Origin of the sequence: Rhodoflexus caldus, from assembly GCF_021206925.1 — a bacterium.
Classification (GTDB): Bacteria; Bacteroidota; Bacteroidia; order Cytophagales; family Thermoflexibacteraceae; genus Rhodoflexus; species Rhodoflexus caldus.
Genome location: NZ_JAJPRF010000001.1, coordinates 144,013 through 156,951, shown reverse-complemented (window position 1 = coordinate 156,951; position 12,939 = coordinate 144,013). Strand labels below are relative to the sequence as shown.

The window sequence follows — 12,939 nt, the reverse complement described above, 5'->3', positions numbered from 1 at the left end:
GCTACTGGCCTGCAACCAAGCGCAAGCCCATGCCCAAGGCAAGGTCAATCACCAAGCCGAAAATGACTCCAAACCCGAAGCCGTAGTTAATTAATTGTCTGAAATATTGCTCGGCGAAACTGTAAAACAGGCTTTCTATTTCTTTGGGGTTCATTTCCGATACCTCGCGGATGACTACTTTGCGGATATCCACCGCATTTACAATGGCGGGCAAATGTTGCTGTGCCGTTTCCAATACTGCGCTTACTAACGCATCGGCAAGAGTTTGCAGGGTTTCAGGAGCAAGGCTGTGCGGCAACTTCGGCAGCAGCGCACTTAATAATTCTTCCGCAAGTTGCTGCACTGCATGGCGGCTGTCTGCATGGGTCAGCAGTTGTTGCAGCAGCGCAACCACTTGCGAGGCCAAATGGTTGGCAGGCAATATCTTATCAAGCGGTTCATTGGCAAGTTGATGTTGCCACTCCCGTAAAGTTTGTTGCAGCCACTGCCGGGTGGTCGGTTGCGACAGATAATGCCGTACAGCTACTTCCAAACGATTGGCAATGGCATCGGTATTGAGCGATGCAGTTATTTCGCGGGGCGAAAGTTTTCCCCAGAGTTGTTCGGCTATTTCTAATGCCGCCTGCATCAACAGCGGCAATAGTTCCGGCAAATGCCGCTGCAAAGGTGCTTGCAATTCCTGCCAAGCAACTGCCATTACGGGTGCTGTGCGTTGCCAAAGGCTTTCTGCATCGGTAATTTGGAGCACGCCCGCAAATGAGGCCACCGGCATTTTTACCAATTCATCTACCAGCAGATTGAGTGCACGCATGATAGCATCGCGCAGTTCGGGTTTGGCCAGCAGCGTATCGGTGAGTTGTTTCAGATACAACTCATCAACCTTTATGCCGATTGCCGAAAGCGGAGTTTCGCCCAGTTGCCCCGCCCATTCACCGATAAGTTCTTTTAAACTTGCAGATTCATGCTGGAAAAACTCAGGGATGCCTTGATTGGCCAGTTCAATAACGCTGTCTTTGATGGTGCTTTTGTAAACAAATGCTCCTGCCTTGCTTTGTGCATAGGCCTGTTCATAAACTTTTTCGGCGAGTAGTTCTTTGTTGTCCTGCAACCAGCTTAAACCAATGGTAATAAACCCATCTAATACACTGTCCAAGTTGCGGGTAATTACTTCCATCAACTTGCCGTCAAACAATTCGCTGATTTTCCGATGGGGGCTAAACTCCTGCGACAGCCGATTCTCGATGAGTTGGTACAGCAACCCGCGCAGCGATTCGTCTGCCAGTTGCTGCTCTAACGCAACATGCAGCCGCATTTTGAGTTTTTCCTGTTGCAAAGTGCCCACATATTGCCCGAGCGGTGCTTCATTGAACCGCTGCCACACTTGTTCTATGGGTGGCAATAACGATTTGCGCAAATCATCTGCGGTCAGGGTTTCGGCTGTGTGCATGGCAAAAGGCAGCACCTCATTGGCCAGTTTGCCTGCATAATTTTTCCGCTTGCTGCCCCAAAGCTCGCTGAACGTAGAGGGGTTTTGCAATTGTTTCAGTATGGTTTCTGCCACTTTTGCCGCCAGTTGCTCCCTGCTATCGGCATTTTGCAACTGCTCTGCGGCCACCCGATTGATATGCTCCCAAGGCAGATTTTCCGCAGAAAATGCGGCGATTCGTTGCCCGATTTTTGCGCTGAGCGTGTGCGAGTGTTTTTGCACCGATTGTGCTGCCCAATCGGTTAGGGCGGCAGCAATGGCCGTACGGTTTTCCTGTAACCACTTTTCGGGAATCAGCAAGTGCGGTTGTGCGATGTATTCCCGTGCCTGTTTGCGGATGGTTTCTTTTTTATCGTCAAAAGTAGCGGCAATATTTTGCGGATTGAGCAGGCCGCCCGCTACGAACTTACCCATGTTTTCGGCAAAACGCCCTTGGTTTTTGGCTACTACACCGGGCGTAAACGGCAATGCCCGACCTTTTGCCCATTCTATCGGGCGATAGGGGCGAAAAATCATTCGCAGTGCGAGCCAATTAGTGCCATATCCCGTGAGGCCGTAAGCAGCAGCAGCCAGTGCCGTATCTTCCCACGAAATCAGGTTTTCGGTATTGAAAGCAGGTATAAATGCCAGCGTTCCGCCTGCAATGCCGCCCAGCAGTGCCCCCAGCAACGTAATGGGTTTCAATTCGCGCCCCATGAATCGCTCTACCAAGTCCAGCAGCTTTTCATTAGGCATTTTTTGGAGGCTGTTGCGAACTACCGCCTCTATGCGCCCCGTAAGCAGAAATTCCAAATTTTGCAGCAGCAGTTGCTGTAAGCGTGCAGGCAATACAATTGACCATGAATCAAATGCGGCACGGGCACTGCCCCACGGCTGTGTGCCTAATCGTCGCAAACTTGTGTCTATGTATGCAGCCGTCAGTTGAGCTGCTTCCTGCGCATCGGGTGATAAATCGGCTATCCACAGTTGCATTCGGTGTGCAATAGCAGCCTTATTTTGCAACAAAGCGCCTTTCACCCAATCAGGCAGTCGGTTATCAGCCTGCTGCAAAAGGCTGCGGAATCGCGTTTCGGATACCCACTCTCCCCAAGGACGGTGATACGCCGTTTCTTGGAAAGCAACTGCCAGTCGTTCCAGTTGCGCACCCGAACGAGGCGCATACAGCCATCGCTTTTTTATCTGTTCCTGCCAGATATAGCAAATGGCTTGCTGCAATAGCTTGACCGTTTCTTCCTGTGTAATAAAATTGCCCAGCGGGCGCTCTGCCAGCGCGGAAAATCGCAAAACAGAATCAGTCGGAGACCGCAACAACCCGATAATTGCCTTTTGCAGCAAGTTTGCCAGCGGGTCGCCTGTAAAGGTAGGGTTTGCACCTGCCAATTGCAGGCGCTTATCGTTTTGGCGCAATTGACTGACAATCTGCCCGATTGTGTTTTGTTTAAGAAAACGTATAATCTGCTCGGTGAGCAGGGTTGCGGTTTCCTTAGGATTTTGGCTGTGTTTGTCCAAAATATCGGTTATGCGGCGCACCACATCGGCATATTGGCTGATGCTTCCGACGAACAGTTGTAGAATAATGTCCTGAAACTTCCATTTGATGTTTTTGCGGAAAGTACTGTCTATGATGGCCTCCAACCGATTGCGGCGCGATTGGAGCCACTCAATCAACTTTTGCAGCACTATGGGCAAGTAGCCCCGAAGAAATGAATCAAACCGTTCAGCCAGATTTTCATTCAGCAACGAAAAAACAGTGGTTTTTTCCTGTGAAAGTACTTCCCAGAAAAACTGAGCAAAATTTTCCAGTACCTGCTTTCCTTCGGGCGATTCTACTACTGCTACCAATCGCTCGGCGAGGGTATTAACCAATGCTTTGCCGTTTTCTTCGCCCAGCAAAGCCCCCAAAGTTTGCGAGCGCAGTTTTTCGGCAACAGGGTTCAGCCATTCGGGACTGAGCAGCAACACCTCGGCGGCTTCAAAAAAGGTTTCGGTGCTTTCGCGCCCTGCTACGGTGTAGAGCTGCCGCAGCGGTTGTGCCAGTTGTCTGCCCAATATTTCATAGTCTTTTGGCAAAAGTATATCGGCAAAAGTCAGGTGTTGAAAGTCAGCGTATGTAAGTGTATCGGCAAGCAAAGGATGGGCTTGCTGAGCCTCTTGCAACAACTGCCTCAATCGGTTTTCTAATGCGGTGAGTAAATCCGCTGTCAGCAGCGGCTCCATATTGGCCGCACCGATAATGTGCCGTAAAGACTGTTGTAAATCCTTGTCGCGAAACAGCTGCCATGCACTGTCGGCAATGCGTTGAATAGAGGCATCAAATCCTGCCAGAGAGTTTATAGGTTCATTTTCAGGCAGATATAGCCAAAGGCTGCGCCCTGTCAAGTCTTGTAAAGCATCGGCGAGGCTGTCCTGAAAAGCCCCGGGGTTTTCGGCCAGTTCGCGGCTCAACGTGTGGTGATTGATGATGTCGCGCTCTACCAAGCGGCTGATGTTAGCGATAAACTCATCGCGTGTGCGCAACACGATGCCCCCCAGCCCAAAGCGTTTGCGGAACAGCATTTGGATGGCTAAGTCGTTGGTGGCATAACCGACATAAGCGCCACTGATGATTTTGGCAAGGAGGGTGGTTAGCATTGATTAGGTTAATGGCATGAGATTGTGCTTCTACGCATACAACAATTGTTTTTTATTCATGAATTACTCAAAAGTTTTGAAAGCCCGCTAATAAATTGCCGAAAACTTGGCGAAGTATTAGCTTCTATGTTGATGATTTCGCCCAACGAACGGGCAGCATGAATTTTGCCGAAATTTTTGGTGAGCAATCCTATTTCATGCGCACCGAATACCGAGTCCGGGTTTTTGAATTTGGCCTTTTTGACCTGTTGCTCGGCGCGAATTTCGGGATAGATTTTTTCAACTGCCTCAAAATCGCCTAAGTACCAATTTTCAAGTTCCCTGCACGCAATTCGGACAAGACAGGGAATTTTAGATGCCCCCGCTAACTCTATCAGTTTGTTTTTGAGAACTTTACAATCGTTTGAGTCTTGGTCGTGAACAATGAGTACCTTCACGGGGTAGGGATATCGTGCATATGCCCGCATTTTTATGGGAATGGATTTTTGCAAATGGCTTTTGCCTTCATGTGGGCGAATAAAGCAATTTTCATCTAATACATATTCTTTGGGTAATATTCGCGGGAGCAGCCCCCTGAGAAAGTATTCCATAGAAGGCTCTTCCGTCAATATTTCCAATGCCTTGTAGTTCATAGCCGCAACTCATTCGGGGTTACTTCCTTTGAAATAGTTTTCCTTCCACAAGTAACCGAGTTTTTCACCTTCTTCGTACAGTGTTACTATCTCTTGATGATGCGACGCACGTTCAATGCGTGTATAGCCGTCCTGTTTAACTAACCAGTAGACCTCATCAGGTGTAGCTCCGTTCAGCAAATCCGGTGAGTGTGATGATACAAATACCTGCCCTCCGCTTTTGGCATATGCTCTGAACTCCTCCAAAAGTTCAAACAGCAAACTTGGATATAATTGATTTTCAGGTTCTTCTATACACAGCAGTGGGTGCGGATTAGGGTCGTGCAATAAAATCAGATAGGCAAACATTTTGATAGTGCCATCCGAAACATAATTAGCAATAAAAGGGTCTTTGAATGAGCCGTCCTGAAAGCGCAGTACTATTCTTCCGTCAATTGTCGCTTCTGCTTTAACATCCTGAATACCCGGCACTCTTCTTTTCATTTTCTCAAGCACCAGATTAAATGCATCTTTCTGATTTTCAAACATGTATTGCGCTACAAGCGGCAAATTGTCGCCTGTTGGGGAAAGGTGCTCTGCATAGCCGGCTTCTCTGCTCGGACGTGCAACGGAAATATGAAAATCGGAAACATGCCAATTTTCTATAAAAGTTCTAAAAGCACTTGCTGCTTTGAACCGCTCAAATTGTCCTAATCCTTTGATTGCTAATATATCGGGCGAGCCTAATTTTTGCTGCTCTCTGTCCAACTCTTCATCGGGCTTATCAAAATCTTCTTCGTTGGTGATAGCGTATCCCGAACCTCTTGAAAAATCCAGAAAATGATAAGGCGAGCCGTAAGCCCCTCTTTTGTATCGCAATATTTCACGCTCAATATACGGTTTGCCTTCTTCTTCCCCGATTTCCAATCGGTAGGTAACAAGTCTGTTCTTCCCTGCTATGGTTAATCGGAATTGCAGTTCAAACTCTATCAAGCCTTGCTGTCCTCTGCTGATAACTTCTTTAAAGCCGCCTCTTTTCGCAATTGCTTGACGTATATTGTTTTTCAGTGCATCGCTCAGAAAGCCGAATACATCAAATAAGGTGGTTTTACCGACACCATTAGCCCCAACGAAAACGGCTAATTCGGGTAAGTCGTTCAGTTCAACATCCTTAAATACCTTGTAATTCTTTATCCGAATGCTTTCAATTCTCATAACCGAGGTCTTTCAAACTTTTTGTCCGCGCGGCGCTACCTTTCGGCTGCATTTTTCTTGATGAGAGCTTATACAAAGTGCTGCGTTTTTAAACATCTCAATCGGGGAGCATCCGTGTAATCTGTTGCAATCTGCGTGCTTATGCCATGTGTTTGGTTACACTCAACTGTGCAATTACAGGTATTCGCGCGAAAGACTTCCCAAAAATTACGCAAAATCCGGCAATCCGTTACGCCGCCTTGCCTGCGCCATAGACCTTGATTTTCTCCGCCAACAGGTACAGCACCGCCATGCGGATAGCCACGCCGTTTTCCACTTGGTCTAAAATGATGGATTGCGCCGAGTCGGCTACGTCGCTGGTCAGTTCTATGCCGCGATTGATGGGGCCCGGGTGCATAATCGTTATCGGCCTACCGATTTGCCGCAACAGATTGCCGTTGATGCCGTAGTAGCGGGCATATTCGCGCAACGAGGGGAAATTTTTGCCCTGTTGCCGCTCTAACTGAATGCGCAATACGTTGGCTACGTCGCACCATTCCAACGCCTGCCGTGTATCGTGCACCACTTTTACCCCTAAACTTGCCATGTGCTTGGGAATAAGCGTGGCGGGACCGCAAACCATAACCTCTGCCCCCAATTTTTGCAGGCAGAAAATATTGGAAAGTGCCACGCGCGAGTGGCTGATGTCGCCGATGATGGCGATTTTTTTGCCGCCGACCGAGCCGAGTTTTTCGCGGATGGAGTAAGCATCCAGCAGTGCTTGTGTCGGGTGTTCGTGCGTGCCGTCGCCCGCATTAACAATCGCTGCTTTGATATGGCGCGAAAGGAAGTGCGGTGCTCCGGGACTTGCATGGCGCATCACAATCATTTCTACCTTCATGGCCAGAATGTTGTTCACCGTATCCAGCAGCGTTTCACCTTTTTTCACTGAGCTGCCCGAAGCCGAAAAGTTGATGACATCTGCCGAAAGCCGTTTTTCCGCGAGTTCAAACGAAAGTCGCGTGCGGGTAGAGTTTTCAAAAAATACGTTGGCAATGGTAATATCGCGCAGCGAAGGCACTTTGCGAATCGGGCGATTCAGCACCTCTTTGAACTTATCGGCGGTATCAAAAATAAGCTCAATGTCTTCGGTGGTCAGCCCTTTGATGCCCAGCAAGTGATTAACGGAAAGCGCAGCCATATAAAAATTGTCAATTTTGTGTGTCCCTGCAATTAACGGTTATAGACAAACCTGACAGGTTGCCAAGAACTGTCAGGTTTCAAGTATGTGATTTTAAATAACTTACAAAAAGTCGCTTTTGCGAATCAATTGCGCTTTTGTATGCTCGTTGCAATTATTAGCCATCCAGATGTGTAGATTAAAAAATCAGCGTAAACCTGCGTCATACGCCGGTTGTCCACATTCTTCAAAACTACTTGGTAACCAACCAGATGGCATCTTCGGCAGCGCCCTGTTCCGTCCATTCTACCACTACGCGCTGCGAAAGAATGCTGTTAACGGTGCGCCCCGTATAGTCAGGCTGAATGGGCAAATCGCGACTGTACAGGCGGTCTATCAGTACCAGCAGTTCTACTGAGGCAGGTCTGCCGTATTCGCCCAGCGCACTCAGCGCGGCGCGAATGGTTCTGCCCGTAAACAGAACATCATCAATTAGTACGACATGCTTACCTTCCACATCAAAAGGCAGCAGGGTTTCGCTTGCCTGCAAGGGTTCATTGCGTCGGCGGAAGTCGTCGCGGTAGAACGTGATATCCAAGTAGCCGATAGGCACATTGCCGCTCGTGATGCGGTCTAAACGCGCCTTGATGCGGTCGGCAAAATAGCGCCCGCGCGGCTGCATACCCACGAGCACCGAATGGGCAAAATCCTCATGTTTTTCTACCAATTGGTGGCAGAGGCGCTGCATGGTCAGGTCTAAGAGTTGCCCGTCTAACAATCGCAATTTTTCCATAAGCCTATAAAAAAGCCGTTTGTTGAAGTTACAAACGGCTTTCTATAATGAGCAACTTATTTTCCTAAAACTTTGGCAACGGTTTCGCCTATCAGCGCGGGCGACTCCACAACGGTGATGCCGTTTTCGCGCATGATGCGCATTTTGGCGGCGGCAGTGTCGTCGTCTCCGCCGATGATAGCTCCGGCATGACCCATGCGTCGGCCTTTGGGTGCGGTCTGTCCCGCAATGAAGCCGATAACGGGCTTGCGGTTGCCGTCTGCCTTAATCCAGCGGGCAGCGTCGGCTTCCAATTGTCCGCCGATTTCGCCAATCATCACGATGGCATCTGTGTCGGGGTCGTTCATCAGCAGTTCAACGGCTTCTTTGGTGGTAGTGCCAATGATGGGGTCGCCACCGATACCGATAGCGGTAGAGATGCCTAAACCTGCTTTGGCTACTTGGTCGGCTGCTTCGTAGGTCAAAGTACCTGATTTAGAAACAATGCCTACGCGGCCTTCTTTGAAGATAAAGCCCGGCATGATGCCTACTTTCGCCTGTCCTGCGCTGATAACACCCGGGCAGTTAGGGCCAATCAGGCGGGTTTTGCTGCCTTTCAGGGCGTGCTTTACCTTCATCATATCTTTGACAGGGATACCTTCGGTGATACATACCACCAATTCAATACCGCCTTCGGCTGCTTCCAAAATGGCATTGGCAGCACCTGCGGGAGGAACAAAGATGATGGATACGTTTGCGCCTGTGGCTGCTACGGCATCTTTCACAGTGTCAAAAACGGGCAGGTCTAAGTGGGTAGTACCACCTTTGCCGGGGCGAACGCCGCCAACTACCTGTGCACCGTTAAACTCTTTGCCATACTCAATCATTTGTGTGGCATGAAAGGTTCCTTCCGAACCGGTAAACCCTTGTACGATAATACGAGAAGATTTATTGACTAAAACGCTCATTAGGACGGCATTGATTAAGTTTGCGGCAAAAATAGGGTTTTCGGGTTGCATTTGCGCACGAATCTTGCAGATAAATCTCTTACTTTTATCTCTCATGCTCAGGCGTTCGTTTATTTTTTTGTTGAGGGTTTATCAGGCAGCTATCAGCCCGCTGTATCCGGCTGCTTGTCGGTTTACGCCTACCTGCTCGGAGTATATGGTGCAGGCGGTGGAAAAGCACGGGATACTGAAAGGTTTTTGGTTAGGGCTGAAGCGCATCGGGCGTTGTCACCCTTGGGGCGGAAGTGGGTACGACCCCGTCCCGTGAGCAAGCCGCGATACATTGTAAGAAAGTTGTAAGAAAGTTGAACTTTTGGCAAACAATTTACGTTTGCACATGTTAAAAAAACTGAATCAGTAATTTTTTCGCGAAAGCGGTTAAACCATGTCGAATTGTGTTACGGACGAGAATTATTTTTAAGCTAAGAAACAAAGGCGGGGTATTGCCTTTCCATCATCAGCACCTGCTGGCTGCTATGATTAAAGATTTAACATCGGGCAGTGCAGGTAGCCACTATCCTGCTTGTGAGTTCTACAACTTCTCCGGCATCAAGGGGCAAACCAAAGTCAGCCGCAACGGGCTTCAATATTTTTCAAGCCGTGTAACGCTGGTGTTTGCGTGTGTAGACCAACAATTTATGGATTACTTCCTGCAACAACTGTTCAGTAATCAGTTTATTGAGGTAGGTGGGCTGATTTTGTCGCCCGAAATGGTGGAACGCGAGCATACCCCCGAGTTTAGCGAGGAAATGAAGTACATCTGTCTTTCGCCGTTGGTTTGCACCATGCAGGCCGGTAACGAAATGGGGGCGAAGGAGTTCATTATGCCTGATACCGACCAGTTCTCCGACTTGCTCTACGAATCAACCATGAATCGCATTGAGCGTTCGGGCTTGTACACGCCCGAGCAAGTAGCAAGTTTTTTCAAGTTTCAGATTGTCCCTGATCAATATTATCTCTCCAAAATTACCAAAGAATCAAAAAAATTTGCCAGAATTTATACGCTGCCCAATCATCATAAAAAAACCGAAGTGAGAGGCTATACCATGCCTTTCTCGCTCTATGCTGACCCCAAAGTGCAGGAATTTGTCTTTTTCTGCGGCTTGGGAGAAGCCACTACTGCCGGCTATGGCATGTTAGACCTTGCCAATACAGACCCTACGTTGCGCAGTATGCCTTATGAGCTCAATCACAAACTGCCGCCAAAAGTTGTACCTTCTTATCGGTAGAAAATACATCGGAGCGGCACTTTTAGCCGCCTTGTTTTTTTGGTTGAGCGGCTGTCAAACGCGCCATGAACAGTTGCATCAACTCATGCGGGCAGGAGCAACCAACCACGTCGGTTATGATACGCTCTTGTTTACCGATTCCGTATTTCCCATCGTTAGCATCAGGGCAGGCAATCAGCGGCAGCATTGGCTGATTGATACGGCCTTGCCTTGTTTATGGGCAGGTGCACAGGTATCGGACAACCATATCCGCATTCCACTCATTAATGCGGCGGGAGATACGCTGGCAGAAAGTTTTGGCGTTATGCCGCCGCTGCACATGGGTAACGGCAGCTTTCAAGGCATAGGCGGCGGCCTGCTGACGGACGGCCTGCAAACCGCACTGCAACAAAAAGGCATTCAGGGGGTTATAGGTGCAAACCTGATGCAGCACCGCACTTGGCATTTTGACTGGGAAAATAACCGCGTCATTATTGCGCCTTCGCCCGAAAAGTTCATCGGTTTGCCGCAAACAATCGCGCTGCCTTTTAACCGCACGATTTACCGCAGCCCCAAATGGCAGGTGCAGTTTAACCGCTTTCCTTATCAATTGGTGATGCAATTGAGTACAGGCTTTTGGGGTGGCATTTTACTGGATGCAGAATTTACAGCCAATCATACGTCTTTCATGTATGACAATGAATTGCAGCCAATGCAATTGCCTTACAGCATACACGGCGTTACATCAGGGCAGGGCTTGGTGATGGATTCGCTGCGCATGGAGGGGTTGCATACTTTTGATGACTTGCCCGTGATACATTCGCAAAGCAGATACGGACTGTTAGGGCTGGCATTTCTGCGCCGCTACCTCCTCACGATTGACTGGCGGCAGCGGATGATTTGGCTGCACGCTCCTCAGCGCGGTTCTATCAAATCCCAAAGGTTGCCGTAGAGGTCGGCAAAAACAGCTACTTTGCCGTAGCTTTCCTCCGATTGAGGGCGAACGATGGTGATGTTTTCACTGATAAGCCGTTGGTAATCGCGGTCAAAGTTGTCTGTATGCAGAAACAGAAACACCCGCCCGCCCGTTTGATTGCCAATGCGTGAGGTTTGTTCCTCATTGGTTGCTTTGGCAAGCAATAACCGACAGCCTCCTTCACCGCGAGGGGCAACCACTACCCAGCGCTTGGTTTCACTCATGAGGGTATCTTCTATCAATTCAAACCCCAGTTTGCGGGTATAAAAATCAATAGCCTCGTCATAATCGCGTACGACGAGGGCTATCTGTACCAATCGTTGATTCATGGATGTTGCTTCCAACAGTTGGGCAAATTTTTTTACGTTCTTTTTTTTAAAATCCGAAATCCGAATTGTCATTTGGTTGCGCTCACTTGTTTAAAGCTGCCGCCGCTCTGAGCAGCCCCGCCACGCTGATGGCATCGGTAATGCGCCCGTCCATCACCATTGCCACCGCTTCGCTGAACGGCAAATGCCACAGCGCCAGTTGCTCGGTTTCTTCAAATTCGGTTTCGCCTGCCTGCAAGTCTTCGGCAAGGAATACGTAACCTACTTCGTCGGTAACTGAATTAGAGGTATGCAATTTCATCAGGCAAGTCCACTTTTGAGCGGTAAAACCTGTTTCTTCTTTGAGCTCGCGCTGTGCCGAAGTTAAAACATCCTGCTCTTTGGGGCCTCCGCCCATCGGAATTTCCCATGAGTATTCGTTGAGGGGATAGCGGTATTGTCCGACCAGCCACGTGTAGCCGTTGGCATCAATGGGAATAATGCCGATGGCAATATTTTTAAAACTGACTACACCGTAGATACCGGGATTTCCGGCAGGATTAATTACTTGGTATTCCCGCACGGAAATCCATCGGTTGTCATAAACGACTCTGGAAGAAAGGGTTTGCCACGGGTTATGCGTGCTTTCCATCCTTATTTTTTCTGTCTTTTAGCGTCAATATATTTTTTGAACACTGTCCAACTGGTTTCGTTGGGGCGCTCGTCGTTGGTCGGCGGTGCGGTTACGTAAGCGGGGTAGTTGGCTTTGATTTCTTTTTTCACTACCTCGGGCAAATCGTCCCAACTTTTGAGTTTTTTGCCTAAGCCACTGAAAATCAGTTGGCCGGTGCGGTCGCCCATTTCCATCCACGGCAACCATTTGGAAACGCGGTTCCATGCTACGATGGCTTTCTCGGCGGTGTTTTTGTTGGCATCCAATAAGTCATTGGCATCACAGGCGAAATTAAAAATTTCCATTGCCTGATAAGTGCCGCCTACATACTCCTGATAGTCGCCGGCAAGCGGGTTGGTATAGAACAGCGGCACCTCAAAGGTCATCAGGAACATGTCGTCTTTAAAAGTACCGGGCAGTTTGTAGGGGTTGGCACTGTTAGCTGCGGCAAAAGTCGGGCGCGAGTTCACAGGGTCGTTGGCAATGTGGATAACTTCTACCTCTTTGCCTGTCCATGGGTTTTTCCATGTGCGCATAATTTCTTTGGTTTGCGGGTCTTGGTAGAACAGCAGTTCGCGGGATACCATGCGGTAGCCGTAGCCTTTTTCCGGGTCGGTTACTGTAGCGCTGCGGCGGATGTTCATGGCCTGATAGGTGAACAGCAAACGGTCTTTTTCGCCCGGCACGCGGCTGTAAACACTGCCTTCCCACCAGTACACCACATCTTCATCGTCTTTCAAACTGCTTTGCAACTTGCGCATAATTTTAACGGCATCCTCGGCTTTGGCAGGGTCTAAACGCGCCACAGCCGCCGTTTTATTTTTTTGTGCCCATACCTCGGGCGCTGCCAGCAGCAGGGCAGCCATCAGAAAGAGTGCGATTGTTCTCATTTT

General features: G+C 49.0%; 12 protein-coding genes. 3 read left to right on the top strand and 9 right to left on the bottom strand.

Translation table 11 applies throughout. The annotated features are described in order from the left end of the window. Nucleotide 1: 1 nt before the first annotated feature. From NDK19_RS00630 to sucD, 6 genes are all read right to left on the bottom strand, one after another. Nucleotides 2-4,117, bottom strand: coding sequence for a DUF445 family protein (locus NDK19_RS00630; RefSeq protein WP_250629889.1), 4,116 nt, complete (start codon nt 4,115-4,117; stop codon nt 2-4). A gap of 56 nt (nt 4,118-4,173) precedes the next feature. After that, the gene (locus NDK19_RS00625; protein WP_250629888.1) at nt 4,174-4,749 is read right to left on the bottom strand and encodes a DUF4276 family protein; all 576 of its coding nucleotides are present in this window, start codon (nt 4,747-4,749) and stop codon (nt 4,174-4,176) included. A gap of 9 nt (nt 4,750-4,758) precedes the next feature. Further along, nucleotides 4,759-5,943 (bottom strand): AAA family ATPase, encoded by a 1,185-nt coding sequence (locus tag NDK19_RS00620; protein WP_250629887.1) that lies wholly within the window; start codon nt 5,941-5,943, stop codon nt 4,759-4,761. Between the two features lie 229 nt (nt 5,944-6,172). Then, nucleotides 6,173-7,123 carry an aspartate carbamoyltransferase catalytic subunit gene (locus NDK19_RS00615; RefSeq protein ID WP_250629886.1) on the bottom strand — a complete coding sequence of 317 codons (951 nt, stop codon included), beginning with the start codon at nt 7,121-7,123 and terminating at the stop codon, nt 6,173-6,175. A gap of 232 nt (nt 7,124-7,355) precedes the next feature. Beyond that, entirely contained in the window at nt 7,356-7,895 is a 540-nt protein-coding gene (gene pyrR / locus NDK19_RS00610; RefSeq protein ID WP_250629885.1) for a bifunctional pyr operon transcriptional regulator/uracil phosphoribosyltransferase PyrR, read from the bottom strand. A gap of 56 nt (nt 7,896-7,951) precedes the next feature. Then, nucleotides 7,952-8,842 (bottom strand): succinate--CoA ligase subunit alpha, encoded by an 891-nt coding sequence (sucD, locus tag NDK19_RS00605; RefSeq protein WP_250629884.1) that lies wholly within the window; start codon nt 8,840-8,842, stop codon nt 7,952-7,954. 94 nt (nt 8,843-8,936) lie between these two features. Between sucD and yidD the strand changes: the two genes are divergently transcribed. The 3 genes from yidD to NDK19_RS00590 all read left to right on the top strand — a co-directional run bounded on the left by yidD (nt 8,937) and on the right by NDK19_RS00590 (nt 11,041). Beyond that, nucleotides 8,937-9,149, top strand: a complete 213-nt coding sequence (gene yidD / locus NDK19_RS00600; RefSeq protein ID WP_250629883.1) for a membrane protein insertion efficiency factor YidD — start codon at nt 8,937-8,939, stop codon at nt 9,147-9,149. Between the two features lie 127 nt (nt 9,150-9,276). Continuing rightward, nucleotides 9,277-10,110, top strand: a complete 834-nt coding sequence (cas6, locus tag NDK19_RS00595) for a CRISPR-associated endoribonuclease Cas6 (RefSeq protein ID WP_250629882.1) — start codon at nt 9,277-9,279, stop codon at nt 10,108-10,110. Next, on the top strand, nt 10,061-11,041 hold the full coding sequence (locus NDK19_RS00590) for a hypothetical protein (protein ID WP_250629881.1): 981 nt from the start codon (nt 10,061-10,063) through the stop codon (nt 11,039-11,041). The genes cas6 and NDK19_RS00590 overlap by 50 nt, the downstream gene beginning before the upstream one ends. Here the strand turns inward: NDK19_RS00590 and NDK19_RS00585 are convergent. The 3 genes from NDK19_RS00585 to NDK19_RS00575 all read right to left on the bottom strand — a co-directional run bounded on the left by NDK19_RS00585 (nt 11,005) and on the right by NDK19_RS00575 (nt 12,936). After that, complete coding sequence (locus NDK19_RS00585; protein WP_250630194.1) at nt 11,005-11,394, bottom strand: VOC family protein; 390 nt, start codon at nt 11,392-11,394, stop codon at nt 11,005-11,007. The genes NDK19_RS00590 and NDK19_RS00585 overlap by 37 nt on opposite strands. Nucleotides 11,395-11,476: 82 nt before the next feature. Continuing rightward, on the bottom strand, nt 11,477-12,025 hold the full coding sequence (locus NDK19_RS00580) for an NUDIX domain-containing protein (protein WP_250629880.1): 549 nt from the start codon (nt 12,023-12,025) through the stop codon (nt 11,477-11,479). 2 nt (nt 12,026-12,027) lie between these two features. Further along, nucleotides 12,028-12,936 carry a DUF1838 family protein gene (locus NDK19_RS00575; RefSeq protein ID WP_250629879.1) on the bottom strand — a complete coding sequence of 303 codons (909 nt, stop codon included), beginning with the start codon at nt 12,934-12,936 and terminating at the stop codon, nt 12,028-12,030. Nucleotides 12,937-12,939: the final 3 nt, after the last annotated feature.